The sequence below is a fragment of the Sphingomonas sp. MS122 genome, assembly GCF_049532975.1.
Taxonomy (GTDB): Bacteria; Pseudomonadota; Alphaproteobacteria; order Sphingomonadales; family Sphingomonadaceae; genus Sphingomonas.
In genome coordinates, this window is the sequence record NZ_CP186695.1 from 386,415 (window position 1) to 412,140 (window position 25,726).

General features: G+C 69.2%; 19 protein-coding genes. 12 read left to right on the plus strand and 7 right to left on the minus strand.

Going from position 1 to position 25,726, the window contains the following annotated elements:
• Positions 1-39 precede the first annotated feature (39 nt).
• Complete coding sequence (locus ACO227_RS01805) at positions 40-1,014, minus strand: esterase-like activity of phytase family protein (protein ID WP_423604794.1); 975 nt, start codon at positions 1,012-1,014, stop codon at positions 40-42.
• A gap of 400 nt (positions 1,015-1,414) precedes the next feature.
• Here ACO227_RS01805 and ACO227_RS01810 point away from each other — a divergent pair, with 400 nt between their 5' ends.
• Complete coding sequence (locus ACO227_RS01810) at positions 1,415-1,786, plus strand: glycine zipper 2TM domain-containing protein (RefSeq protein ID WP_423604796.1); 372 nt, start codon at positions 1,415-1,417, stop codon at positions 1,784-1,786.
• A gap of 218 nt (positions 1,787-2,004) precedes the next feature.
• Entirely contained in the window at positions 2,005-2,541 is a 537-nt protein-coding gene (locus ACO227_RS01815) for an outer membrane protein (RefSeq protein ID WP_423604798.1), read from the plus strand.
• 433 nt (positions 2,542-2,974) lie between these two features.
• Here the strand turns inward: ACO227_RS01815 and phbB are convergent, their stop codons facing one another.
• Genes phbB through ACO227_RS01830 form a run of 3 tightly spaced genes read right to left on the minus strand, consistent with a single transcriptional unit; the run spans position 2,975 to position 6,945 of the window.
• Entirely contained in the window at positions 2,975-3,697 is a 723-nt protein-coding gene (phbB, locus tag ACO227_RS01820; RefSeq protein WP_423604800.1) for an acetoacetyl-CoA reductase, read from the minus strand.
• A gap of 30 nt (positions 3,698-3,727) precedes the next feature.
• Positions 3,728-4,729, minus strand: coding sequence for a ferrochelatase (gene hemH, locus ACO227_RS01825; protein ID WP_423604801.1), 1,002 nt, complete (start codon positions 4,727-4,729; stop codon positions 3,728-3,730).
• Positions 4,726-6,945 (minus strand): molybdopterin cofactor-binding domain-containing protein, encoded by a 2,220-nt coding sequence (locus ACO227_RS01830; RefSeq protein ID WP_423604803.1) that lies wholly within the window; start codon positions 6,943-6,945, stop codon positions 4,726-4,728. Before ACO227_RS01830 ends, hemH begins: the two co-directional genes overlap by 4 nt.
• Before the next feature lie 261 nt (positions 6,946-7,206).
• Here ACO227_RS01830 and lgt point away from each other — a divergent pair, with 261 nt between their 5' ends.
• The 7 genes from lgt (at position 7,207) to ACO227_RS01865 (ending at position 15,598) form a co-directional block, all read left to right on the plus strand.
• Positions 7,207-8,094 carry a prolipoprotein diacylglyceryl transferase gene (gene lgt, locus ACO227_RS01835; RefSeq protein ID WP_423604805.1) on the plus strand — a complete coding sequence of 296 codons (888 nt, stop codon included), beginning with the start codon at positions 7,207-7,209 and terminating at the stop codon, positions 8,092-8,094.
• 5 nt (positions 8,095-8,099) lie between these two features.
• Positions 8,100-9,158 (plus strand): class I SAM-dependent methyltransferase, encoded by a 1,059-nt coding sequence (locus tag ACO227_RS01840; RefSeq protein ID WP_423604806.1) that lies wholly within the window; start codon positions 8,100-8,102, stop codon positions 9,156-9,158.
• Complete coding sequence (locus ACO227_RS01845) at positions 9,155-9,667, plus strand: GNAT family N-acetyltransferase (protein WP_423604808.1); 513 nt, start codon at positions 9,155-9,157, stop codon at positions 9,665-9,667. The genes ACO227_RS01840 and ACO227_RS01845 overlap by 4 nt, the downstream gene beginning before the upstream one ends.
• A complete protein-coding gene (gene pgeF, locus ACO227_RS01850) occupies positions 9,664-10,431 on the plus strand; it encodes a peptidoglycan editing factor PgeF (RefSeq protein ID WP_423604810.1) in 768 nt (255 codons plus the stop codon). Before ACO227_RS01845 ends, pgeF begins: the two co-directional genes overlap by 4 nt.
• An 82-nt stretch (positions 10,432-10,513) precedes the next feature.
• Entirely contained in the window at positions 10,514-11,836 is a 1,323-nt protein-coding gene (locus tag ACO227_RS01855) for a cystathionine gamma-synthase family protein (protein WP_423604812.1), read from the plus strand.
• Positions 11,837-12,005: 169 nt separating this feature from the next.
• On the plus strand, positions 12,006-12,884 hold the full coding sequence (thiL, locus tag ACO227_RS01860) for a thiamine-phosphate kinase (RefSeq protein ID WP_423604813.1): 879 nt from the start codon (positions 12,006-12,008) through the stop codon (positions 12,882-12,884).
• 560 nt (positions 12,885-13,444) lie between these two features.
• The gene (locus ACO227_RS01865) at positions 13,445-15,598 is read left to right on the plus strand and encodes a sodium-translocating pyrophosphatase (protein ID WP_423604815.1); all 2,154 of its coding nucleotides are present in this window, start codon (positions 13,445-13,447) and stop codon (positions 15,596-15,598) included.
• Between the two features lie 59 nt (positions 15,599-15,657).
• Here the strand turns inward: ACO227_RS01865 and ACO227_RS01870 are convergent, their stop codons facing one another.
• Positions 15,658-16,482 (minus strand): endonuclease/exonuclease/phosphatase family protein, encoded by an 825-nt coding sequence (locus ACO227_RS01870; protein ID WP_423604817.1) that lies wholly within the window; start codon positions 16,480-16,482, stop codon positions 15,658-15,660.
• Between the two features lie 91 nt (positions 16,483-16,573).
• On the opposite strand from ACO227_RS01870, the gene ACO227_RS01875 reads away from it, so the two are divergent.
• On the plus strand, positions 16,574-17,578 hold the full coding sequence (locus tag ACO227_RS01875) for a LacI family DNA-binding transcriptional regulator (protein ID WP_423604818.1): 1,005 nt from the start codon (positions 16,574-16,576) through the stop codon (positions 17,576-17,578).
• 197 nt (positions 17,579-17,775) lie between these two features.
• Entirely contained in the window at positions 17,776-20,385 is a 2,610-nt protein-coding gene (locus tag ACO227_RS01880) for a TonB-dependent receptor (RefSeq protein WP_423604819.1), read from the plus strand.
• A gap of 52 nt (positions 20,386-20,437) precedes the next feature.
• Here ACO227_RS01880 and ACO227_RS01885 read toward each other — a convergent pair whose 3' ends face one another.
• On the minus strand, positions 20,438-21,244 hold the full coding sequence (locus ACO227_RS01885) for an aspartyl/asparaginyl beta-hydroxylase domain-containing protein (protein WP_423604821.1): 807 nt from the start codon (positions 21,242-21,244) through the stop codon (positions 20,438-20,440).
• Positions 21,245-21,425: 181 nt separating this feature from the next.
• Between ACO227_RS01885 and ACO227_RS01890 the strand changes: the two genes are divergently transcribed.
• On the plus strand, positions 21,426-24,332 hold the full coding sequence (locus ACO227_RS01890) for a M16 family metallopeptidase (RefSeq protein WP_423604823.1): 2,907 nt from the start codon (positions 21,426-21,428) through the stop codon (positions 24,330-24,332).
• Between the two features lie 33 nt (positions 24,333-24,365).
• Here the strand turns inward: ACO227_RS01890 and ACO227_RS01895 are convergent, their stop codons facing one another.
• Complete coding sequence (locus ACO227_RS01895; RefSeq protein ID WP_423604825.1) at positions 24,366-25,685, minus strand: NAD(P)/FAD-dependent oxidoreductase; 1,320 nt, start codon at positions 25,683-25,685, stop codon at positions 24,366-24,368.
• Positions 25,686-25,726: the final 41 nt, after the last annotated feature.

Below are 25,726 nucleotides of genomic sequence, written 5' to 3' on the forward strand. Positions count from 1 at the left end.
CCCGCAAGGGACGCGGGCCGTTCGGCGTTCTGGCGCCCGCTATGCCTCCAGCCGGAACTTGAGCAGCAGCGAACGCTGCAGCCGCCATTGATTGTCGTCCGAGGCGATCCACAGGATCGTTTCGTCCCCCTCCTGGGTCACCGCCACAGCCTCGAAATTGTCGTGCACGACCGGGGCTGCGAATCGCGCGATCTCCCGCCCGGTGGCGATTCGGCCCGCGCCCACGGATTCCCGGTCCACGATCGTCACCACCGCGGTGAATGCCTCGCGCAGCGAGGCTTTGCGGTTGAGCACCACCAGCCGCCCGTCGGGCAGCTCGGCGATATCGGTCGGCTTGAACCCCCGGGGCGGGCGATAGCTGAAGGCGAAACCGCGCCGCGGTTCGCGCACCGGGTCGCCCGCGAACCACAGGCCGCGCCGCGTGCCCCTGGCGTCCCCGTCCTCGCTTTCCGACAGCACGATGAAGCTGCCGTCGCGCAGCCGCACCATCGCTTCGGCCCCGCCATTCTCGGGCCATTCCGCCATCGCCGGCGGCGCGGCATGCGCCTCGGCGCGCGCGAAGCCGGGGGCATAGCGCCAGATCTGGTTCGCCCGCTCGAACCCCACCCACAGCTGCCCGGTCGCCGGATCGCGCGTCAGCGATTCGCTGTCGCGCTCGGACTTGTGCCAGCCACGCCCCGGTCCATCGGGCAGCTCGGCGAAGCGCGGCGCGCGCACCTGCCAGTCGCGTCCCATGCGGAAGCTGACGATGTTCCCGCCGTCGCTCAGCAGCGTGAAGCGGTCGCTCTCCACCGTCATCGCCGAAAAGCCGCCGAATGCGGGCTTCGGCCCGGTGAGGTACACCCCGCCCAGAAAGGTCAGCCCGCCAAGCTTCACGCGCGCGGGATCGCGCCAGTCGAGCGTCACCCGATGCGCTGCCATCTCGGCCTTCGCCGGCAGCAGTGCCAGCCGCTCGTCTCCCGACCAGCTTGGTACGAACAGCAGCAGCAGGAGCACGGAGAGCAGGATACGCATCGCGCCCCCTCATAGCGGCCCGATTCCCGCCGCAAAGCTGAACCTTGGATAACGGCGATGTTCAGCCAGTGCTCAACCGCGTTCATCTAGCAGCAAGCGCAACGGGCCGTGCTCGCGTATCGCGCACGCCCGCCGAACAGCCGGTGCGCGTCCTCGAGGATGCCCCGCCCGTGTTTCCCCGCGTTGCGTATCGGGGAATGGGCGCTTTCCCCCCGGGGCCCCTCGTTGCCGCACCGGCCAATTTCCCGTCTTCCGCCTCTTCCCGCGCGTTCCGCCGCGATCGCTGAACGGGAGATAACCGGCACATTCAGACAACGCTCAACGCGGATATGCGAATCCCTTGTTCAACGATGACGGCACGGGGCCGCATCGCACGAAACGGCAGAACAAGGAGAAGACCATGTTCAAGAAGCTTTCCCTGATCGGCGCCGCGCTGGCGATGACCGGTACCGCGCTGATCCCCGCGACGCCCGCCGCCGCGCAGCGCTACGAGTATCGCGACGGCCGCGATTATTATGGCGATCGCGGCTACCGCAGCTATCGCGGCTATGACCGCCGCTACAACAACCGCTACAACCGCTACCGGGCGCGCGAGAAGTGCCGCGACGGTGACGGCGGCACGATCGTCGGCGCGATCGCCGGCGGCCTCGCCGGCAACGCCATCGCCGGCCGCGGCGACCGCACCCTCGGTACGATCCTCGGCGGCGCCGTCGGCGCCATCGCCGGCCGCGAGATCGACCGCTCGGACCGTCCGGGCTATTGCCGCCGCTAAGCCGATAGCGGTTTGAAACAAGCGAGGCCGGCTCCCGCGAGGGAGCCGGCCTTACTTGCATCCGATACCAAGTGTATCAGTTGAGCAACACTCTTCGCCCAATCGCACGATTCGAACGCCTTGGCGCTTGTTTCTCAGACCCTCGCCACCCAGATGCGCGCTCCCCGAGGCGGGGGAAGACATCCGCCCGGGGCAGTAAAAAAGGAACAAGTAACAACATGAAGAAGATTGCTCTGGCGCTCGTCGCCCTGACCGCCGCCGCCACCCCGGCTTTCGCGCAGGACGAGGCAGCCCCCTTCAACGGCGCGCATGTTTCGGCCGTTGTCGGCTACGACATTCTCGACCTCAACACCGCGGGCGTCGATAACCCCGATGGCCTCGCCTATGGCGTGAACCTCGGCTACGACCTGCAGCGCGGCAACGTGCTGTTCGGCATCGAGGGCGAAGTCGCCGAATCCACCGCCGAGCTCAAGAGCGGCAACACCGTCGTCGCTTCGGCGAGCCGTGACCTCTATGTCGGCGGCCGCATCGGCTATGTGCTCGGCAACACCGCGATCTACGGCAAGGCCGGCTACACCAACGCGCGCATCGAGAGCAGCCTCGGCGACGAGAATGGCGACGGCTTCCGCGTCGGCGGTGGCGTCGAGCGCAAGTTCGGCCAGAACTTCTTCGGCAAGGTCGAGTATCGCTACTCGAACTACGAAGCGGACGTCGAGCGCCACCAGATCGTCGCCGGCCTCGGCGCGCGCTTCTGATGCACTGACGCCGCGGGTTGGACAGCACCGCGGCGTGAGATGAAGGAGGCCGGCTTCCGCGAGGAGGCCGGCCTTTTTCCGTAGCAACTGTTGGGAAGCGGCCAGAAAATCCCTCTCCCTTTGGGAGAGGGAGGGGCCCGCGAGGCGAAGCCGAGTGGGAGGGTGAGGACGAGCCAGTCTCGCGTCCACCCTCACCCTTCCGCGCCTCCGACGCTCCCTCCCTCTCCCAGAGGAGAGGGAAACTGCGTCCGGAACGGCGCCATCCGGCAGCCTCAGCACGGGCAGAGCCCGCGCTGGCGTCGGACGGGTTCCGCTGACGCGGACCCGCCGGCCGTGCCGGGCGCTGCGCGGCTTGTGGCCGCGCACCGGGGCCGTCCCCGGCTCTCGCCGGGGCGACGCCCCTGCGCCCAGCCTGCCCCGGCGAAAGCCGGGGTCAGTACATATGCTGCCCGCCGTTGATGCTCAGCGTCGAGCCGGTGACGAACCCGCCCTCCTCAGAGCACAGGAAGGCCACGCCGCGCGCGATCTCGTTGGCCTGGCCCAGCCGCCCGACCGGGATCTTCGCCACGATCTTCTCGAGCACCTCGGCCGGCACCGCCGCCACCATGTCGGTGTCGATATAGCCCGGCGCGATCGCGTTCACCGTCACCCCAGCGCGCGCGCCCTCCTGCGCCAGCGCCTTGGTGAAGCCGTGGATGCCGCTCTTCGCCGCGGCATAGTTGACCTGGCCGTACTGCCCGGCCTGGCCGTTGATCGAGCCGATGTTGACGATCCGCCCCCATTTGCGCTCGCGCATCCCGGGAAAGGTGCCCTTGGCCATGTTGAAGCAGCCGCCCAGATTGGTGTCCATGACCTCCTTCCACATCTGGTAGGTCATCTTGAGGATCGTGCCGTCGCGCGTGATGCCGGCATTGTTGACCAGCACGTCGACCGGCCCCAGCGCGCTCTCGACCTGCGCGATCCCGGCCTGGCACGCGTCATAGTCGGCGACGTCCCATTTGAACGCCTTGATCCCGGTCCGCTCGGTGAATTCCGCCGCACGCTGGTCATTGCCGGCATAGTTGGCGGCGACCTGCATCCCCATGTCCTTGAGCGCGACGCTGATCGCCTCGCCGATCCCGCGCGTGCCGCCGGTTACGATCGCTACCCGTGCCATGAACCTCTCCCGAAATAGTTGAAGGAAAGGCTAGGCAAGCTCCGTCCAGCCCGCAAGCTCCCTTGCGAGAATGTTGCGCAACATGAGTAGTCCCGGCGCCCCGTCGTTGAGGCACTCGAGATAGGCGAAGCGCTCGCCCCCCGCCGCCTCGAACGTCGCGCGCCCGCGGATCGCCAGCTCCTCGAGCGTCTCGAGGCAGTCGGCGGCGAATCCCGGCGCGACCACCGCGACGCGCTTGGCGCCCTTGCCCGGCAAGGCCGCCAGCGTCGCATCGGTCGCCGGCTCCAGCCACTTCGCCCGCCCGAAGCGCGACTGGAAGGCGACGATCAGCTCGCGCCCCAGCGCCTCGCTCAGCAACCGCGCCGTCTTCACGCAATGGCAATGATAGGGATCGCCCAGCTCCAGCGTCCGCTGCGGCATCCCGTGGAAGCTCGCCACGATCGCCTGCGGCTCGAAATCGAGCGCGCCGAGCTGCGCTTCGACCGACGCCTTGAGCGCCCCGATATAGGCCGGCTCGTCATGGTAAGGCGGCAGCGTCCGCACCGCCGGCTGCCAGCGCATCGCCGCCAGCGCCGCGAATGCCGCGTCGTTGGCGGTCGCGGTCGTGGCCGCGCAATATTGCGGATAGAGCGGCGCGACCAGGATGCGCTCGCACCCGGCGTCCTTCATCGCCGCGAGCCGATCGCCGATCGCCGGGTTGCCGTAGCGCATCGCCCAGTCGACGCGCACCTGCGGCCACGCGTCCTGCAGCGCCTTCGCCTGCCGCGCGGTGATCGCCGCCAGCGGCGAGCCCTGATCGGTCCACACCAGCCCATAGGCATGCGCCGACTTGCGCGGCCGCGTGCGCAGGATCAGCCCGCGCAGGATCGGCTGCCACACCAGCGGCGGGATCTCGACCACGCGCCGGTCCGACAGGAACTCGGCGAGATAGCGCCGCACCGCCGGCGCGTCGGGCGCGTCGGGCGTGCCGAGATTGACCAGCAGCACCCCGATCTTGCGCTCGGGGATCATGGGGTGTCCGGCCGGGGTCATTCGCCGCCCGGGATCAGCGGAAGCTGGCGCAGCCGCACGCCGGTCGCGGCATGCAGCGCGTTGGCGATCGCCGGTGCCACCGGCGGCACCGCCAGCTCGCTCACCCCGCCGGGATCGGCGTCGCTCGCGATCAGCTCGACCATGATCTGCGGGCAGTCCGCCAGCCGCGGGAGCTCGAGGTCGCGGAAGGATCGCGCGTCGGGCCGGTTGCCGGTGAAGCCGGTCGTCGCGCCCAGCGCCGCGGCCATGCCGAAGATCAGCCCGCCCTCGATCTGCTGTTCGACCACGCTCGGGTTGACCACCCGCCCGCAATCGACCGCCGCGACCAGCCGGTCGACCTGTACCCGTTGGTCGCCGCCGACCGACGCCTCGGCCATCACCGCGATGTAGCTGCCGCGGAAGGCATGGCACGCCAGCCCCTGCCCGCTTCCCGGCAGCCCGCCCTGCCAGCCGCCGAGCGAGGTCACCGTCGACAGGCACCGCGCCAGCCGCGGCTCGGCCGCCAGCATCGCGATGCGGAACGAGAAGGCCTCGACCTCGGCGACATGCGCCAGCTCGTCGATGAAGCTCTCGGTGAAGAAGGCGGTGTAGCTGTGTGCGCCCGAGCGCCAATAGCCGGTCGGCACCCCGATGTCCGCCGGATGATGGTCGATCGCCAGCGCCGGGATGCGATAAGGCGGCCGCGCCCCAGCCACCGCCGACGCGTCGCCGCTTCCGCCCGCCGCCAGGCTCGCGCCGATCGTCCCGCCGCCGCCGGTCAGCCGCCGTGCCAGCTCGTGCCCGGTCGAGGGCGCCGCGATCTTGGCCAGCCACCCCGAGATGCTGCCGTTCGTGCCCAGCCGCGCCGTCATCCGCGCCGCCGCAGGCGGACGGAAGCGATCGTGCGCGCTGGTCTCGCCGCGCGACCAGGTGAGCTGCACCGGCTTCTTCAACTCGCGCGCGATCAGCGCCGCCTGCGCGGCCGCCTGATGCTCCAGATTCTGGCCGAACGATCCGCCCGCCAGCACCGGGTGCACCACCACGTCGCCCGTGCCGATCCCCAGCACTCGCGCCACCGCGTCGCGCGCGAGGCCCGGTGCCTGGGTCGGCAGCCACAGCCGCACCCGGCCATCCTCCCATACCGCGGTCGCGGTCATCGGCTCGATCGCGGCGTGCAACGCCAGGCCGGCGCGATACTCCGCCGTCACCACGCGCGCGCCCGCGAACGCCGCGGCAAGGTCGCCCGCCGACGCCATGCGCTCGCCTTCGCCGCCGAACGCGGCGTCGAGCGCGGCCTGGATCGTCTCGCTCTCGACCCGGCCCGCCACCTCGAAGCGCGGGTTGAGCGCCTCGAGCGCCTGGCTCGCCGCCCACCAGTTGTTGGCGACCGCAGCGACCCACATCTCGTTCTTCACGACGTGCAGCGTCCCCGGCACCTGCCTCGCCGCCGCCTCGTCGACCGCCGCGAGCTTGACCGTGCCCACCGGTCCCTGGCGCAGCGCCGCGAACACCATGTTCGGCAAGCGGATGTCACCCGCGAAATTGGCGCTGCCATCGACCTTGCCCGGGGCGTCGAGCCGCGGCAGCGGCTCGCCGCTCAGCCGTCCGGTCTCGCCGTCGCGCAATGGGAGATCGTCGGGCACCGTCTCGCCGGCCGCCTCGGCCGCCAGCTCGCCGAAGCGAAGCCGCTGCTGGCCGTGGACGACATGGCCGCCCGTGGTGTCGCATTCCTGCCAGTCGACGCCCCAGCGCCGCGCCGCCGCCTTGCACAGCATCGCCCGCGCCGCCGCGCCCGCCGAGCGCAACGGCGCCTCGAAGCTGCGCAGCGAGGTCGATCCGCCCGTCAGCATCAGCGCGTTGCGCACCGCCCAGGTCCGCTGCAACCGCTCGGGCAGCACGCCGGGGAACAGCTCGGCCAGCCCGAGCGCGTTCGCATAGATCGGATTGAGCGGCGCCTGCTCCACCCCCACCATCCGCCAGTCGGCGCCGAGCTCGTCGGCGAGCGCCTGCGGCAGCGTGGTGAACACGCCCTGGCCGTACTCGCATTGCGGGATCGCGACCGTGACCTGGCCGTTGGTGGCGATCTTGAGCCACGCACCGAATGCGGTCTCGTTGTCGCGCACCGCCAGATTGGGAAGATAGGCGCGCGGCCATACCGCCCAGGCGACCACCAGCCCGATCCCCGCGCCGCCGCCGATCAGCAAGGTGCGCCGATCGATGCCCTTCCTTCGCTCCATCGCTACGGCTCTACCGCTGCTTCAAGCGCTGCGCCAGTCATCGCACTCCCTTCTATAATTCCGTCATTCCCGCGCAGGCGGGAATCCATTGCCGCTAGTGGAGCGATAGAGCCGCAACGCCAGCCAGAATGGATTCCCGCCTGCGCGGGAATGACGAAGCGATTGAGTGCGGTTCAACCTACCCAGGCCCCACACATCCAAAGTCTTGGGTTTGCCGTGATATGCGGATAGGACAGCGCCGAACCCCCGGGAGGCACCCACTTGATCCTGTCCACCGCCGCCGCCACTGCCGCCAGCGCCGCCGCGAACCATATCCAGTTCAGCCAGCTCGGCCTCGATCCGGTCGCGCTCGACCTGGGCTTCTTCCAGCTCAAATGGTATTCGCTCGCCTATATCGCGGGCATCCTGATCGGCTGGTGGTATCTGCTCAAGCTGCTCGCCCAGCCGGGCGCGCCGATGGCCCGCCGCCATGCCGACGACATGGTGTTCTACGCCACGATCGGCATCATCATCGGCGGCCGCCTCGGCTATGCGGTCTTCTACCAGCCGCAGCTGTTCGTCGAGCCGCTCAAGCTGCTGCAATTGTGGGAAGGCGGCATGTCCTTCCATGGCGGCGTGATCGGCGTCACGCTCGGCATCCTGTGGCTGTGCCGCCGCGAGAAGCTCAGCTGGCTGCGCGTCCACGATTACGTCGCCTGCTGCGTCCCCTTCGGCCTGTTCTTCGGCCGCCTCGCCAATTTCGTGAACGGCGAGCTGTGGGGCCATCAGACCAATGTCGCCTGGGCGATCGTGTTCGAGCGTACCGGCGGCAATGTGCCGCGCCATCCGAGCCAGCTCTACGAGGCGGGGCTCGAGGGACTGCTGCTGTTCGCCGTGCTGTGGTTCCTGTTCTGGAAGACCGATGCGCGCTACCAGCCGGGCAAGCTCGTCGGCACCTTCCTGCTCGGCTACGGCCTGTCGCGCTGGTTCGTCGAGTTCTTCCGCGAATATGATTCGCAGTTCGAGGGCACGATCTTCGCGACCCCGGGCCTGCACATGGGCCAGCTGCTCACCGTGCCGATGATCGTCGGCGGCCTCTACCTGATCGCGACCGCCAAGAAGCGCCGCGAACGGGTCGAGCCGGTCGCCGGCACGCAGACCATCGCCTGAGGCCCATGACGAGCGCACCGGAAGAAGGCCCGCTCCCCGAACGGATCGCCCGCGCCATCACGCTCGCCGGGCCGATCCCGCTCTCGCAGTTCATGGGCGCGGCGAACACGCATTATTACGCCACGCGCGATCCGCTGGGCACGCGCGGCGACTTCACCACCGCGCCCGAGATCAGCCAGATGTTCGGCGAGCTGATCGGCCTCGCGCTGGCGGATCTGTGGGATCGCGCGGGACGCCCGCGGTCGCATTATGTCGAGCTCGGCCCCGGCCGCGGCACGCTCGCCGCCGACGCGCTGCGCGCGATGGCGAGCGCTGGCCTGACCCCAGCGGTTCACTTCGTCGAGAACAGCCCGGTGCTCCGCGCCGAGCAGGCCAGGGCGGTGCCCCAGGCGGAATGGGCGATCGACCTGGTCGGCCTGCCCGACGACGCGCCGCTGCTCGTCGTCGCCAACGAATTCTTCGACGCGCTCCCGATCCGCCAGCTGGTCAAGACCGCCGAAGGCTGGCGCGAGCGGCTGGTCGCCTGCCAGGACACGCTGTTCCTGCCCGTGGTCGGCAACACCGTGTTCGATCCGATCATCCCGCCCGAGTTCCGCGACGCGCCCCCGGGCGAGATCCTCGAGACCTCGCCGGCCAGCGTCGCGATCCTGCGTGCGCTCGCCGCGCGGCTGCTCGCGCAGGGCGGCGCCGCGTTGATCATCGATTATGGCTATGCCGGCCCCGCGATCGGCGACACGCTCCAGGCGGTGCGCGGCCACGCCTATGCCAACCCGTTCGAGGATCCGGGCGAGGCCGACCTCACCGCGCATGTCGACTTCGGCACGCTGGTCGAGGCCGCGCGCGTCGAGGGCCTCGTCGCCCATGGCCCGGTCACCCAGGGCGCGTTCCTGAACGCCCTCGGCATCGCGCCGCGCGCCGCCGCGCTCGCCAAGGCTTCGCCCGACCGCGCCGACGAGATCGCCGTCGCCCGCGACCGCCTGACCGGCGACGAGGCGATGGGCGAGCTGTTCAAGGTCGTCGCCCTCACCGCCCCCGGCTGGCCAACTCCCGCAGGCTTCGAATGACGATCACCTACGACACCCCCGCCCCGCACGATGCTGACGCGCTCGATACGATGGCGCGTGAAACCTGGGTCAAGACCTTCGGCCACGGCTACGCGCCCGCCGATCTCGACGCCTACCTCACCCACGCCTATGGCCCCACCGGGCAGCTGCGCGCGCATCTCGCCGACCCCGCCGTCACCTGGCGCGTCGCCCGGGCCGAGGGGCAGATCATCGGCTATGCCAAGCTCGTCCCGCCCTGGCTCGACGAAGCGGGTCCCGACGACGTCCAGCTCGGCCAGCTCTACGTCGCCTATGGCTGGCACGGCCAGGGCATCGCCCAGGCGCTGATGGACTGGACCATCGCCACCGCCCGGTCGCGCGGCGCCCCCGCGCTGCTGCTCACGGTGTTCGAGGAGAATGCGCGCGCCATCGCCTTCTACGCCAAATACGGCTTCGTCCATATCGGCGACTATGCCTTCCCGGTCGGCCAGAAGATCGACCGCGACCTGATCATGAAGCTCGACCTGTGACGCAGGCGGTCGAAGCCCTGCGCGCCAACGTCCTCGACGGAGTCGCCCACGGCTTTCTCGGCCGCACCGGCGGTGTATCGACCGGTCCCACCGCCAGCCTCGACATGGGCCGCCGCGGCCGCCCGCCCACGCCCGAGCTGATCGAGAACCAGCGCCGCGCCCTCGCCGCCGCCGCACCGGGCACGCAGCTGGTCGGCCTCTACCAGGTCCATAGCGCCGACGCCGTCACCGTGCTCGAGCCGTGGAGCGACGAGCTCCGCCCGCACGCCGACGCGCTCGTCACCAACCGCCCCGGCCTCGCCCTCGGCATCCTCACCGCCGACTGCGCGCCCGTGCTGTTCGCCGACCGCGAGGCCGGCGTGATCGGCGCCGCGCATGCCGGGTGGAGGGGCGCGATCGGCGGCGTCACCGACTCCACCATCGCCGCGATGGAAGCGCTCGGCGCGCGCCGCGAGCACATCGCCGCCGCCGTCGGCCCGTGCATCGCCCGCGCGAGCTACGAGGTCGACGACGCCTTCCGCACCCGCTTCGCCGAGCACGACCCCGCCAACGACCGCTTCTTCACGCCAGGCCGCGAAGGCCATCACCAGTTCGACCTCGAAGCCTATGTCGTCCACCGCCTCGCCGCCGCCGGCCTGCGCACGGTCGAGGCACTGGGCGAGGACACCTATTCCCAGCCCGACCGCTTCTTCAGCTTCCGCCGCGCCACCCATCGCGGCGAGCCCGATTACGGCCGCCAGATTTCGTTGATCGCCCTGACTTGATCGCATTGACGGGTTGAAGCGTTGGTGCGAGTGCAACTGCAAAGACGTTTCAACTGATACGATCCTGTGAGAGGCACCCCGAATGACCGACAAGCCCGTCAAGCCTGACGAAGCCGCCCTCACCGGCACCGCCCCGCGCCGCCGCCCCAAGCCCCCGGTCGACCGGATCGGCGGCCGCGAGCTCAGCCCCGCCACGCTGATGATGGGCCATGGCTATGACCCGATGCTGTCGGAGGGCTCGCTCAAGCCGCCGATCTTCGCCACCTCGACCTTCGTCTTCCCCAACGCCGCCGCGGGCAAGCGCCATTTCGAGGGCGTCACCGGGAAGCGCCCCGGCGGCGCCGAGGGCCTGGTCTACTCCCGCTTCAACGGCCCCAACCAGGAGATCCTCGAGGATCGCCTCGGCATCTGGGAGGAGGCGGAGGACGCGCTCGCCTTCTCCAGCGGCATGTCCGCCATCGCCACCCTGTTCCTCGCCATGGTCAAGCCCGGCGACACCATCGTCCATAGCGGCCCGCTCTATGCCGCGACCGAGACGCTGATCGCGCGCATCCTCGGCAAGTTCGGCGTCCACTGGCTCGACTTCCCCGCCGGCGCCACGCGCGAGGAGATCGACGCGGTCCTGTCCAAGGCCGCCTCGGGCAACGTCGCTCTCATCTATCTCGAATCCCCCGCCAACCCGACCAATGCGCTGGTCGATGTCGAGGCCGTCGCCGCCAGCCGCGACGCGATCTTCGCCGGCGCGAACAAGCCGCCGATCGCGATCGACAACACCTTCCTCGGCCCGCTCTGGGCCAAGCCGCTCCAGCAGGGCGCCGACCTCGTCGTCTACTCGCTCACCAAGTACGCGGGCGGCCATTCGGACCTCGTCGCGGGCGGCGTGCTCGGCAGCAAGGAGCTGATCAACACCATCCGCCTGATGCGCAACACGATCGGCACGATCTGCGATCCCAACACCGCATGGATGCTGCTGCGTTCGCTCGAAACGCTCGAGCTGCGCATGTCCCGCGCGGGCGAGAACGCGGTCAAGGTCTGCGAATTCCTCCGCACCCATCCCAAGGTCGAGAGCGTCGGCTATCTGGGCTTCCTTCCCGAAGGCAGCCGCCAGCGGGACATTTACGACCGCCACTGCACCGGCGCCGGCTCGACCTTCTCGCTGTACCTCAAGGGCGGCGAGAAGGAGGCCTTCGCTTTCCTCGACAGCCTGAAGATCGCCAAGCTCGCGGTGTCGCTCGGCGGCACCGAGACCCTCGCCTCCGCCCCCGCCGCGATGACTCACCTCTCGGTCCCCGACGCGCGCAAGAAGGCGCTGGGCATCACCGACAACCTCGTCCGCATTTCGATCGGCGTCGAGGATGCCGACGACCTCATCGCCGATTTCGAGGAAGCGCTGAAGGCGGTTTGATCCACCGTCTCCCCTCGCTTCATCCGCCATCCCGGCCTTGTGCCGGGATCCACGGCGCAACCGCATTGCCCTATCCCATGATCGCATCGCGTACGGCGCGTGTGGGGCCCCGGCACGGGCGCCGGGGTGACGGTTGTTTGTGGGGGATCGGTAATCTAACCCGATACCCGTGCCCGACGAGTTCGCCTTCCTCTCCGCCCTGCGCGGCATCGCCACGCACCCCGCCGCGGCGGGCCTCGCCGATGACACCGCCGTGCTCGACGTCGCCGCCGGAAAGCTGATCCTCACCAGCGACACGATGGTCGAGGGCGTCCATTACCGCTCCGATGACCCGGCCGAGGCGATCGGCTGGAAGCTCGCCGCGGTGAACCTGTCGGACCTCGCCGCCAAGGGCGCGACGCCTGTCGGCTGCCTGCTCAACTACGCCTTGTCGGGCGATGCCGAGTGGGACCGCGCCTTTCTCGCCGGCCTGAACGACGCCCTCACGCGTTTCGCCATGCCCCTGCTCGGCGGCGATACCGTGGCGATGCCGCGGGGCGCCCCCCGCAGCCTCACCCTCACCGCGATCGGCCGCGCCCAGCCCAGCGTGCCGCTTCGCACCGGCGCAAGGCCCGGGGACGCCCTCTGGGTCACCGGAAGCATCGGCGGCGCGGGCTTCGGCCCCGATGGCGAGCCGCGCGATCTCGCCCGCTACCTCCGCCCTCAGCCGCGCCTCGCCGAGGGCCAGGTGCTCGCTCCCCTCGCCACCGCGATGATGGACGTTTCCGACGGCCTCCTCATCGACGCCCGCCGCCTGGCCGAAGCCAGCCGCGTTGCCGTCGCGATCGACCTCGGCGCCGTCCCGCTCGCCCTGCCCGGCCTCGGCCCGATCGAGGCCGCCACCGCGGGGGACGATTACGAGCTGCTCTTCACCCTGCCCGGCAACGCTGTCCCGCCCGTTCCCGCGACCCGCATCGGCATCGCCGGTACCGGCACCGGCCTGACGCTCACCGCGGGCGGCACGCCGGTCCCGCTTCCGGACAGGCTCGGCTACCGCCACGGCGGCTGACCGCCGCCACCTGAGCGCCCGCCCACTCCGCTCGTCATCCCGGCCTTGTGCCGGGATCCACATCCCCGCGCGGCATGGACTTGAGCCTCTTGCACGTCTCCTGCCGCCCGGTGGATTCCGGCACGAGGCCGGGATGACGGGATAGCAAATCGCCTTCTCCGCCCCCCTTCAAATGTTGGATTTCATCTGATCTACCCTGATCGATGGACGCGACTCCCAACCTCACCGGCCAATGCGAGCGCCCAGCCCGGCGCGCCGCCGCCGCGTACCCGCCGCGTCATTGCGCGAACCCGCCGCGTCGCTGCCGCGCGAACGGCGCGTGGATGCCGCGCCGGTGGCGCGTGGGTGCCGCGTGAGCGCCGCGTCCCCGGCGCGTCGCCGCCGCGAACCCGCCGCGTTCCTGGCGCAATTGCCGCAAACACCGTGTTTCGAGTCAATCTTGTCAACCGCCCGGGGCTGCTTGACAGCCCTCAACCCCGCTCTACGCTCCGCCCCGACCGCGCACCGCACCGGACACAGAACCGGGCGGCGGGCGGAGTTTCACAGGGGAAGGATACCAGATGACGATTGTCTATATCGCCATCGCGTGCGGCGTGCTCGCCGTGCTCTATGGTTTGGTGACCTCGCAGCAGGTGCTGCGCGCGCCTGCGGGCGACCAGAAAATGCAGGACATCGCCGCCGCCATCCAGGAAGGCGCCAAGGCCTATCTCGGCCGTCAATACACCACCATCGCGGTCGTCGGCGTGATCGTCGCCGTCGTGCTGTTCTTCACGCTCGGCGGCCTCTCCACCGCCGCGTTCCTGCTCGGCGCGATCCTGTCGGGCGTGGCGGGCTATGTCGGCATGCACATCTCGGTGCGCGCCAATGTCCGCACCGCCGAGGCGGCGCGCAGCTCGCTGCAGGGCGGCCTGACGCTCGCCTTCCGCTCGGGCGCGATCACCGGCATGCTCGTCGCGGGCCTCGGCCTGCTCTCGATCGCGTTGCTCTTCTGGTATCTGGTCGGCCCCGGCGGGGTCGAGCCCAATGGCGAGAAGGTCATCAAGGCGCTCACCGCGCTCGCCTTCGGCGCCTCGCTGATCTCGATCTTCGCGCGTCTCGGCGGCGGTATCTTCACCAAGGCGGCCGACGTCGGCGCCGACCTGGTCGGCAAGGTCGAGGCCGGCATCCCCGAGGACGATCCCCGCAACCCCGCCGTGATCGCCGACAATGTCGGCGACAATGTCGGCGACTGCGCGGGCATGGCCGCCGACCTGTTCGAGACCTATGTCGTGACGATCGGCCTCACCATGGTGTCGATCGCGCTGCTCGTTCAGGGCCTCGCCCCCGAAGCGATGCTCGCGCTGATGGCGCTGCCGCTGATCGTCGGCGGCGTGTGCATCGTCACCTCGATCATCGGCACCTACATGGTCCGCCTGGGCAAGGGCGGGTCGATCATGGGCGCGCTCTACAAGGGCTTCTGGACCACCGCGATCCTCGCCGTGCCCGCGATCTACTTCGCGACCCAGTACGCGCTGGTAGACCTCAATGCCGTGATCGGCGGCGCCACCGACGCCACCAACATCGACGTCGCCGCCTCGGTCGCGACCCAGGCGGTCGGCGACGGCTTCACCGGCATGGACCTGTTCTGGTGCATGATGATCGGCCTCGGCGTCACCGGCCTGCTGGTGTGGATCACCGAATATTACACCGGCACCAACTACCGCCCGGTCAAGTCGATCGCCCAGGCATCGGTCACCGGCCATGGCACCAACGTGATCCAGGGCTTGGCGATCAGCCTCGAGGCGACGGCGCTGCCGACGATCGTGATCGTCATCGCGGTGATCGCCTCCTACCAGCTCGCCGGGATCATCGGCGTGGCGTTCGCCGCCACCTCGCTGCTCGCGCTCGCCGGCATGGTGGTTGCCCTCGACGCCTATGGCCCGGTCACCGACAATGCCGGCGGCATCGCCGAGATGGCGGGGCTGCCCGACGACGTGCGCACCCGCACCGACGCGCTCGACGCGGTCGGCAACACCACCAAGGCGGTGACCAAGGGCTATGCCATCGGCTCCGCCGCGCTCGCCGCTTTGGTGCTGTTCGGGGCGTATACGGAGGATCTCAAGCGCTATTTCGCCGACGTCACCGTCGATTTCAGCTTGAGCAACCCGTTCGTCATCGTCGGCCTGCTGCTCGGCGCCTTGCTCCCCTATCTGTTCGGCGCCTTCGGCATGACCGCGGTCGGCCGCGCCGCCGGCTCGGTGGTGGAGGACGTGCGCAAGCAGTTCCGCGAGAACCCCGGCATCATGGAGGGGACCAGCCGTCCCAACTATGGCCACACGGTCGACATCGTCACCCGCGCCGCGATCAAGGAGATGATCGTTCCGTCGCTGCTGCCGGTGCTCTCGCCGATCCTGCTCTACTTCGTCATCCTGACGGTCGACGGCCAGGCCAACGCCTTCGCGGCGGTGGGCGCGATGCTGCTCGGCGTGATCGTGTCGGGGCTGTTCGTCGCCATCTCGATGACCTCGGGCGGCGGCGCATGGGACAATGCCAAGAAGTTCATCGAGGACGGCAATCACGGCGGCAAGGGCAGCGAGGCGCACAAGGCCGCGGTGACCGGCGACACCGTCGGCGATCCCTACAAGGACACGGCCGGCCCCGCGGTGAACCCGATGATCAAGATCACCAACATCGTCGCGCTGCTGCTGCTCGCGGCGCTGGCGGGCGGCGGCTGACCCGCCGTCCCGTCTCGATCCTCACGGCCCCGCCCGGCACGTCCGGGCGGGGCTTCTTGTCATGGCCAGCGATAGTCCACGACCACCGGGAAGTGATCGGAGGGATAGCGCCCCTTTCGGCCGAAGGTCACCGTCTCCACCTTCGCCGCATTCAGCCCGCGAGCCAGCACCCAGTCGATCCGCCGGTCGGCCTTGCCGGTGAAGCCGTGGAACGTCTCCGCCGGTCCTTCCCGCGCCGCCGCCGCAGCCCAGGCATCGGCGAGCTTCGCCGTGAGAGCCCGGTGCGCCCCGGAGTCGGGACCGGTATTGAAATCCCCGGTCACCACCACCGGCGCATCCCCGGGCAGCGCGGCGATGCGCGCCGCGATCAGCTCGGCCCCCTTGGTCCGCGCGCCCTCGTCCTCGCCGCGATAGGGGAAGTGGGTGTTGCAAAACCAGAAGCGCCTGCCGCCCGGGATCGTCTCGAACAATCCCCAGGTCACCATTCGCGGCAGCGGATGCCCCCAGCTGATGCTCCCCGGCACCTCGGGCGTGTCCGACAGCCAGAAATTGCCCATCTCGACCAGCCTGAGCCGGTCGCGGCGATAGAACACGCCCATATGCTCGTCGCCATGCCCGCCGCGCCGGTCGATGCCGAACCAGCTGTAGCGCGGCAGCCTGGCGATCACATGGTCGCCCTGGATCTTCCACAGTTCCTGCGTGCCGATGATGTCGGGGTCGGCACGGCGGATCGTCTCGACGAACAGGTCCCGCCGCGCCTCCCAGCGATTGGGTCCGTCCGCCGCGAGCGGCAGGCGGACGTTGAACGCCATCACCCGCAGCCCGTCCCGCGCCGCCGCCGGCAATGCCGCCGCCTGCGTCGTCGCGAGCATGAGGCCAATCAACAGCGCACGCCTTTGTATTACCATATCACCACATCGCTCTTGCCTGTTGCCAACGCTGTCACCTATGCCTTGAACCAGTCAGGGGAGGCAAATGGCGCGCAGGCCGACGATCAAGGAAGTCTCGAAGCTCGCGGGGGTCTCGTTCAAGACCGTCTCGCGCGTGCTCAACAACGAGAAGAATGTCAGCGAGGAAACCCGCCGCCGGGTCGAGCAGGTGGTGGCCGAGCTCAACTTCCGCCCCAGCCTCGCCGCGCGCACGCTGGCCGGACGCAAGTCGTTCCAGGTCGCTTTGCTCTACGACAATCCCAGCCCCTATTATGTCTACCACCTCCAGGCCGGTGCGCAGGAGCGCTGTCACGAGCTCGGCTACCGGCTGCTGATCCAGCCGGTCGAGGCCGGATCGCCCGAGCTGGTGCAGGAAGTCGCCGCGCTGATCGACGAGACGCATCTCGACGGGCTGATCCTCTCGCCGCCGGTCACCGAGTCGAAGGCGCTGCTCGACGAGCTCGACCGCCGCAACCTGCCCTATGTGCGGATCGAGCCGGGCTTCCGCCGCGATGAAGGCCGCTCGACCACGATCGACGACGTCGCCGCGGCGAACGAGCTCACCAGCCACCTCGCCGGCCTCGGTCACCGCGCGATCGCCTTCATCACCGGCCCCGAAACGCATATCTCGTCGGTGGAGCGTCTCGAAGGCTATCGCGCCGCGCTCGATGCGCGCGGCATCGCCTTCGATCCGGCGCTGGTCGTGGCGGGGGACTACAGCTTCCAGTCGGGACGCGAGGCCGCGCATCGGCTGCTCGCGGGGACGTCGCGCCCCACCGCGATCTTCGCCGGCAACGACGACATGGCCGCAGGCGCGCTCGCGGTCGCGCACGAGCTCGACATCGGCGTGCCCGAGGAGCTCTCGATCGCCGGCTTCGACGATTCGGATCTCGCCGCCGCAGTGTGGCCGCCGCTCACCACCGTGCGCCAGCCGGTGCGCGAGCTCGCCTGGGCGGCCGCCGACCTGCTGCTCGCGGATTCGCGCCCGCGCGATCGGCTGACGCTCGACTATAGTCTCATCGTCCGCGCCAGCACCGGCCCGGCGCGTTAGTCCCCTTCCGCTCCGGTGCCGGACGCTCGCGGGCCTGTCCCGCGGCGGGATGTTGTAGGACATCTTCTTGACACCCCGACAAGTTTGTAGGACAACTCCGCATGACACCGGTGTCTAAGCCGGATCCAAAACGGGCAAAGCCCGCGCGGTACCGCTCGCCTGTCGCGGCGGTTCACGCGAAATCGGGGAGGACACGCATGAACACCACCAAGCTGCTCAAGGCAGGCACCGCAGCGCTCGCGCTGGCCGCCGCTTTCGCCGTCGCGACGCCCGCCGCCGCGCAGGATACCAGGCCGCCCGCGCCGGCGGAGGAAGAGCCTGAAGAGGTCATCGTCAGCGGCATTCGCGCCTCGCTGCAGCAGGCGGCGGAGGTTAAGCGCGACGCGTCGCAGGTGATGGACGTGATCACTGCGGAGGATGTCGGCAAGCTTCCCGACGCCAATGTCGCAGAAGCGCTTCAACGGGTCACCGGCGTGCAGATTACGCGCGTTTTCGGTGAGGGTCAGTCGGTTTCGGTGCGCGGCCTGCAGCAGGTCCGTGTCGAGGTCGACGGGCGCACGCTGCTCGGCTGGTCGGCGCGGCTGTCGCCGCCGGAGAACGATCAGCTCGGCCGCTCCTCGGGCCTCGATTCGGTCCCATCCAGCCTGTTCGGCCGGCTCGAGGTGCGCAAGTCGCCGCTCGCCAGCCAGGCCGAGGGCGGGCTCGGCGGCACCGTCAACCTCGTCACGCCCAAGCCGCTCTCCTTCAAGGAACCGACCATCTCGGTCCGCGCGCAGGGCGTCTATTCGGAGAATAGCGACAAGTTCGAGCCGGCGATCACCGGCTTCGCCACCACCAAGCTGCTCGACGGCCGCCTCGGCGTGATGATCGCGGGCGAGTACCAGAAGCGCACCTCGACCAACCAGACGTTCGAGCGCAACAACTTCCTCAACCGCACTTATACCGGCACCGGCGGCGGCGTGTTCGCGACCCCGGTGCTGCTCCAGTACGAGCAGTTCGTGGTCGACCGCTCGCGCCTCGGCCTCAACGGCGCGGTGCAGTTCGAGGTGACGCCGGAGTTCACGCTCACCGCCGACGCGCTCTATTCGAAGCTGACCACCGGCCGCCGCCAGGACTTCTTCGCCTTCCGCCTGCCCACCGGCACCAATCCGGTTGCCAATCGCGTGGTCGAAAATGGCGCGGTGGTCGCGGGCACTGCCAACGGCACCGTCACCACCGCGGGGCAGATCCGCAACGAGCCGACCGAGAGCTATCTCTACGGCCTCAACGGCAAGTACGAGAAGGACGGCCTCAAGATCGAAGCCGACGGCTATTACAGCAAGGGCACGATCGACCAGACGATCCAGATCATCACGCTCCAGGCGACCGCCGCGGTGCCCGGCACCTTCGACTTCCGCGGCAACACGATCCCGTCGCTGACGCTGGGCGGCACCTTCAACCCGGCCAGCTACGCCTCGTACAATCCCGCGAACAACGGCGTGCGCAGCAACCGGCTGCTCGGCCTGCTCGAGGAATGGACCGGCAAGCTCGATGTGAGCTACGAGTTCGACAGCGGCATCACCCTGGCGATGGGCGTGCGCTATACCGACCTGCACGCGCGCTCGAACGCCTTTCGCAGCCAGGTGACGCCGACCCGCGCCGAGATCGAACCCTATGTGAGGCTGGTCGATACCAATTTCCTGACCGACATCCCCGGCACCTTCCCGCGCGGCTTCCTCACCACCGCGCCGACCTTCGACTATGTCTTCATCCGCGCCCAGGCCGCCGAGCCCAACCCCGACCCCAATGGCCGCTCGACGCTGCTGCCCAACCTCCAGCGCGACTATGATTTCAGCGAGCGCACGCTGGCCGGCTACATCATGTTCTCGGGCCAGGGCGAGATCGCGGGCATCCCCTATCGCGCCAATGCCGGCGTGCGCGTCGCCAGCACGCGCCTGTCGGTCGATTCCTACGTCAATGTCGGCACCGTCAGCACGCTGCGCAACGACAGGAACCGCTACACCAACGTCCTGCCCAGCGCGAACATCGCGTTCAACGTCACCGACGACTTCCTGATCCGCATCTCGGGCTCGCAGACGATGCAGCGCGCATCGATCGCCGACCTCTCGCCGTCGACCTTCTTCAACGCCACCAACCTCTCGGTCACCGGCGGCAACGTCAATCTCGAGCCGCCGATCTCGACTCAGGCCGACATCAGCTTCGAATATTATACGGGTCGCAGTTCGCTGATCTCGGGCGCGTTGTTCTACAAGGACGTCAAGGACTTCATCGCGAGCTTTGTCACCACCGGCGTCGACCTGACGCTCGATCCGCAGGGCCGCGAGCTGGTCTTCTCCCGCCCCGAGAACCTCGCCAGCGCGAAGATCAAGGGGTTCGAGGTGGGCATCCAGCAATTCTTCGACTTCCTGCCCGCGCCGTTCGACGGGCTCGGCATCATCGCCAACTACACCTATTCGGACTCGCAGGATAACGCCGGCTTCCCGCTCGTCGCGGTGTCGAAGAACAGCTACAATCTCGTCGGGCTGTACGAGAAGGGGCCGATCTCGGCGCGTATCGCCTATAATTATCGCGACGAGGCGGTGTTCGAATTCTCGGAAGGGCGGCCGAGCTTCATCGGCCCGCGCTCGCAGCTCGACGCGCAGATCGGCGTCGACCTGACCAGCAACATCGCGCTCTCGTTCCAGGCGCAGAATTTGATCCCGGATGATTCGGCGACCACCGAATACAGCGCGGCGGGGAGCGTGGCGCTCAACAGCTATGCGCTGTCCGAGCGGCGCTATTCGGTCGGCGTGCGCGCGAAGTTCTGACGCGGCGGCAGGCCGCCGGCCTAGGGAAACCGGGCGGCCACCCCACCGCTACCTACACGTCCCGCGCCTTCAGCGCCGCATTCCAGCGCGTCAGGTTCGCGCGCGCCTCCTGCACGAAGGCCGAGCGGCGGACGATGCCGAGAAAGGCGTCGGCGATCCATTTGCCCGGCTGGCGCAACGGGCGGCGCACCTGGATCAGCAGCACCACGCGCGTGCCTGCCGTATCGTTCCACACCTCGTGGTCATAGGTGTCGTCGAACAGCAGGGTCTCGCCCTCCGCCCAGCGCACGACGCGGTTGCGCACGCGCATCCGCGCATCGCCGTCGCGCGGCACGATCAGCCCGAGATGGCAGGTCAGCAGCCCCTTGGTCACCCCGCGGTGCGCCGGAATGTGCGTGCCCGGGGCGAGGATCGAGAAGAAGGCGCTGTTGAGCTCGGGTATCTGCGCGACCACCGATCGCGTCACCGGGCAGCGATCGAGATTCTCCTCGATCGAATAGCCATAGCCCCACAGGAAGAAGGAGCGCCACTTGTTCACCGGCGCGATCGCGCGATGGTCGGGCGAGATGCTGGCGAGCGCGGGCGAGGCGTCGGCGCACGCCAGCGCTTCGTCGCGGATCGCCTCCCAATTGTCGCGCAGCAGCCGCGTCCAGCCGAACTCGCGCACGTCAAGCACCGGCGCGTTCGAGACGAGCGAGGACGCGCCGATGATCCGGTCGAAGACACCGCGCAGCCGCTTGCCGACGCGGATCAGCAGGGGGCGCCGGATGGCTTCGGCGAATACGGCACCGGCGGCGAAGTCGGGCACGCACACCACGCCCGCCGCCTCCTCACACCTGATCGCTACGCCTTCCCGCACGCCACACCTCGACCCCATATTCGCCGGCCGCCCGGACTCGCCGGACCGGGCGAGGATCCGGCTAGGCGGCGCTTGGGTCCAAATCGTGGCGAAACCGCGCCAAAGCCGTGCAGTTGCTCAAGAATTGCGGCATGATCACCGCGGCTGGCGATGAACGGCGAAGCACGCTAAATAGCACGCGATGGCCCTGTACCCGCGCGTCAAGCAACTCGCCCTTCCCCTTCTCGTCGCCGCAGCCGCCCTGCCTGCCCTGGCACAGGTCGCTGCCCCGGCGCCCCAGAACGCACCCGCGCCGGTCGCGGTCGACAAGACACCCTGGCTCTACAAGGGCAGCGACGTCCCGCAGGACCCGGAATGGCGTTTCGGCACGCTGCCCAACGGCCTGCGCTATGCCGTGCGCAAGAACGGCGTGCCGCCGGGCCAGGTCTCGATCCGGCTGCGCATGGACGTCGGCGCGCAGATGGAGCGCGAGTCGGAAAAGGGCTTCGCGCACCTGCTCGAACACCTCTCCTTCCGCGGCTCGGCCAAGGTGCCCGACGGCGAATCGAAGCGCGAATGGCAGCGCCTCGGCGTCACCTTCGGCTCGGACAGCAACGCCAGCACCACGCCGGTCTCGACCACCTACAAGCTCGACCTGCCCGACGCGAAGGAGACGAGCCTCGATCGGTCGATGATGATCCTCGCCGACATGATGTCGGCGCCGAGCCTGACGCCCGAGGCGCTCAATGCCGAGCGCCCGGTGGTGCTCGCCGAGCAGCGCGAGCGGCTGCGCCCGCAGACGCGGTTCGAGGACGCGCAGCGCCAGCTGTTCTTCGCCGGCCAGCTCTTCGCCGAGCGACCGGTGATCGGCACGGTCGAGACGCTCAACGGCGCCACCGCGGAGAGCGTCCGCGCCTTCCACCAGCGCTGGTACCGGCCCGAGCGCGCCACATTGGTGATCGTCGGCGACATGGACCCGGCGCTGTTCGAAGCGCAGATCGCCAAGCATTTCGCGGCGTGGAAGGGTGTCGGTCCCAACCCCAGCACGCCCGATTTCGGCAAGCCCGACGCGTCCAAGCCGAATAGCGCTGCGATCGTCGAGCCGACGCTGCCGCCGGTCGTCTCGATGGCGGTGCTGCGCCCCTGGACGGTGTTCCAGGACACGGTGAAGTTCAACCAGGAGCGGATGGTCGATTTCGTCGCGGTGCGCATCATCAACCGCCGCCTCGAGAGCCGCGCCCGCGCCGGTTCGTCCTATATCGGCGCGAGCGCCGACCTGTCGGACGCGGTGCGCTCGGCCAATGTCACCTCGATCCAGGTACTGCCGATCGGCGAGGACTGGGAAACTGCTGTCAAGGAAGTGCGCGCGGTGATCGCCGACGCGCTGACCATCGCCCCGACTCAGGCCGAGATCGACCGCGAGGTCGCGGAGATCGACGCGCAGATGCGCAATTCGGTCGCCACCGCCCCGGTCCAGGCGGGCTCGCGCCGCGCCGACAATCTCGTCGAGGCGGTCGACATCAACGAGGTCACGACCAGCGAGCAGGAGAGCTACAACATCTTCAAGGGCGCGGTGGACGCGAAGATGTTCACCCCCGATCGCGTGCTCGCCGCGACCAAGCGGATCCTGCAGGGTGACGCGACGCGCGCGATCGTCACCACCCGCACCCCCGACGGCAACGTCCAGACCAAGCTCGCGGCCGCGCTCGAAGCCGATGTCTCCGGCCTGGCCGGCAAGCGCAACGCCGCGCGCAACGTCACCTTCGATTCGCTGCCCAAGCTCGGCGCGCCGGGCAAGGTGGTCGAGCGCGTGGTCGCCGTCGCCGACCCCAAGATCGAGCGGGTGCGCTTCGCGAACGGCGTCAACCTGATCCTGTTCCAGAACCCCGGCGAGGTCGGCCGCGCTTATGTCTCGGTCCGCTTCGGGCGCGGCATGCAGGGCATCCCGGCGGGCAAGCAGACCCCCGCCTGGGCCGCCGACATGGCGCTGGTCGCGAGCGGCATCGGCAAGCTCGGCCAAGAGGAGATCGACCAGCTCACCGGCAACCGCCAGATCGGGCTCAGCTTCGGCATCGGCGACGACGCCTTTACCTTCGCCGGCCAGACCTCGCCCGCCGACCTGCACGACCAGCTCAAGCTGATCGCGACCAAGCTCCAGTCGCCCGGCTGGGACCCCAAGCCGATCGCGCGCGCCCGCGCGGTGGCGGTGTCGGGCTATGCCGCGATGTCGTCCTCGCCCGACGCGGTGATCGGCCGCGACCTCGAGCGGCTGCTCCACGACGGCGATCCGCGCTGGGGCATGCCCGACCTCAAGGCGATCGAGGCGCTCAATGCCAACGATTTCCGCGCCTTCTGGGAGCCGTTGCTCGCGAGCGGCCCGATCGAGGTGCAGATCTTCGGCGACATCGATATCGAGAAGGCGATCGAGGCGGCGCGCGTCACCTTCGGCGCGATGAAGCCGCGCAAGCCCGCGCCGGTGATCTCGCCGAACATGCGCTTCCCGTCGCATGACGCCAAGCCGCTGGTGCTCACCCATACCGGCCAGCCCGACCAGGCCGCGGCGGCGATCGCATGGCAGGCCGGGGGCGGCGCAGACAATATCAGCGAAGGCCGCAAGCTCGAGATCCTCGCCGCGATCATGCGCGACCGCATCCTCGACCGCATCCGTTCGGCCGAGGGCGCGAGCTATTCGCCGACCGTGATCAGCCAGTGGCCGGTCGGCCAGCCCGGCGGCGGCCGCATCATGGCGATCACGCTGATCCCGCCCGACCGCACCGAGCTGTTCTTCCGCGTCGCGCGCGAGATCGCCGCCGACCTCATCGCCAAGCCGGTCGATATCGACGAGCTGCGCCGCGCACTGGTGCCGACCGCACAGATGGTCGTGCGCCGGTCGAGCGGCAATCCCTTCTGGATGCAGCAGACCGAGGGCGGCACGCTCGATCCCCGCCGCTTCGCCGCGATCAACACGATCGCGCGCGACTATGGCGGGACGACACCGGCCGAGATCCAGATGCTCGCCGCGAAATATCTCGCGCCGCAGAAGGACTGGTCGCTGGTGGTGGTGCCCGAGGCGAAGCCGGCTGCAGCGAACCAGGCCGGCGGCAGGTAGCTCCCGCCCGGCCGGCCTGACCGGAGCGGAACGTCAGTGGAGCTTGAGCCGCGGCCGGATGATCGCGTTCACCCGGCCCAGCACGATCAGCGCCGAGCCCTTGAGCCAGCCATGGATCGCGATCAGGTGCATGCGGTAGAGCGAAGTATAGACGAAGCGCGCCAGCCGCCCCTCGATCGCCATGCGCCCGCCGACCAGATTGCCCATCAGGCTTCCCACGGTCGAGAAACGGCTGAGCGACACCAGCGAGCCGTGATCGCGATAGACGAAATCGCGTAGCGGCGTTCCCGCCTGGATCGCAACCAGATTGCGGAATACCGCGGACGCCATCTGATGCGCCGATTGTGCGCGCGGCGGTACCGGCTGCGTCGCGCCGGGCAGGACGCACCAGGCGCAGTCGCCGATCGCGAAGATCCGGTCGTCGGCGATGGTCTGCAGCGTCGGGCGGACAATGAGCTGGCCGTTCGGGGCGCGCGCCAGACCGTCATCCACACTGGCGAGCGGCGCGGCCTTCACTCCGGCCGCCCACACGCGCAGGTCGGCGGGAATGCGCGTGCCCGATTTGAGCAGCATCGCATCCGCCGTCACCTCGGTCACACGCGTGTCGGTGAGCACGGTGACGCCGAGCGCCTCGAGCTCGCGATGCGCCGCCTCCGCCAGCCGCTCGGGAAGCGCGGGCAGGATGCGCGGTCCCGCCTCGATCAGCGTCACGCGCAACCTTTGCTCGTCGAACACCTCCAGCCCGTAATGCCGCAGCGCACCCGCGGCGTTGAACAGCTCGGCCGCGAGTTCGACGCCGGTGGCGCCGCCCCCGACGATCGCGATGTCGACATGCGCGTCGCTCGCCGGATCATCGACCATCGCGCGCGAGACGCGCAGGCAGTGGTTGAGCAGCTTGTTGCGGAACCGGTCGGCCTGGGGGCGTTCGTCGAGGAAGATGCAATGCTCGCGCGCGCCCGGCGTGCCGAAATCATTGCCCACCGAGCCGATCGCAAGCACCAGATAGTCGAAGCGCAGCCGGTGCCGCGCAATCAACTCGCTGCCGTCCTCGTCGAGCAGCGGCGCGATGACAATCTCGCGCGCGGCAGGATCGATCCGCTCGAGCGTGCCGTAAAAATAGCGATAGCCCCAGCGGTGGCAGTGGCTGCGATAGCCGACCTCGTCGAGATTGGCGTCGAGCGAGCCGGCCGCGACCTCGTGCAGCAGCGGCTTCCAGACATGCGTGCGGTTCTTCTCGACCAGGATGATGTCGTGGTCGCGGCGACCATAGCGCGCACCGAGCCGCCGCGCGAGCTCGAGCCCTCCCGCGCCGCCGCCGACGATCACGATCTGGGTCTTGCGTGTCGCCGTCATCGTCGCCCCCGGGGGATAGCATCGCCTCGGCCGCCCGCGCG

Excerpts from the sequence above, each read along its gene's own strand:
- ACO227_RS01805 (WP_423604794.1), bottom strand. The coding sequence starts at position 1,014 with ATGCGTATCCTGCTCTCCGTGCTCCTGCTGCTGCTGTTCGTACCAAGC.
- ACO227_RS01810 (WP_423604796.1), top strand. The coding sequence starts at position 1,415 with ATGTTCAAGAAGCTTTCCCTGATCGGCGCCGCGCTGGCGATGACCGGT.
- ACO227_RS01815 (WP_423604798.1), top strand. The coding sequence starts at position 2,005 with ATGAAGAAGATTGCTCTGGCGCTCGTCGCCCTGACCGCCGCCGCCACC.
- phbB (WP_423604800.1), bottom strand. The coding sequence starts at position 3,697 with ATGGCACGGGTAGCGATCGTAACCGGCGGCACGCGCGGGATCGGCGAG.
- hemH (WP_423604801.1), bottom strand. The coding sequence starts at position 4,729 with ATGACCCCGGCCGGACACCCCATGATCCCCGAGCGCAAGATCGGGGTG.
- ACO227_RS01830 (WP_423604803.1), bottom strand. The coding sequence starts at position 6,945 with ATGGAGCGAAGGAAGGGCATCGATCGGCGCACCTTGCTGATCGGCGGC.
- ACO227_RS01840 (WP_423604806.1), top strand. The coding sequence starts at position 8,100 with ATGACGAGCGCACCGGAAGAAGGCCCGCTCCCCGAACGGATCGCCCGC.
- ACO227_RS01845 (WP_423604808.1), top strand. The coding sequence starts at position 9,155 with ATGACGATCACCTACGACACCCCCGCCCCGCACGATGCTGACGCGCTC.
- ACO227_RS01855 (WP_423604812.1), top strand. The coding sequence starts at position 10,514 with ATGACCGACAAGCCCGTCAAGCCTGACGAAGCCGCCCTCACCGGCACC.
- ACO227_RS01865 (WP_423604815.1), top strand. The coding sequence starts at position 13,445 with ATGACGATTGTCTATATCGCCATCGCGTGCGGCGTGCTCGCCGTGCTC.
- ACO227_RS01875 (WP_423604818.1), top strand. The coding sequence starts at position 16,574 with ATGGCGCGCAGGCCGACGATCAAGGAAGTCTCGAAGCTCGCGGGGGTC.
- ACO227_RS01880 (WP_423604819.1), top strand. The coding sequence starts at position 17,776 with ATGAACACCACCAAGCTGCTCAAGGCAGGCACCGCAGCGCTCGCGCTG.
- ACO227_RS01890 (WP_423604823.1), top strand. The coding sequence starts at position 21,426 with ATGGCCCTGTACCCGCGCGTCAAGCAACTCGCCCTTCCCCTTCTCGTC.
- ACO227_RS01895 (WP_423604825.1), bottom strand. The coding sequence starts at position 25,685 with ATGACGGCGACACGCAAGACCCAGATCGTGATCGTCGGCGGCGGCGCG.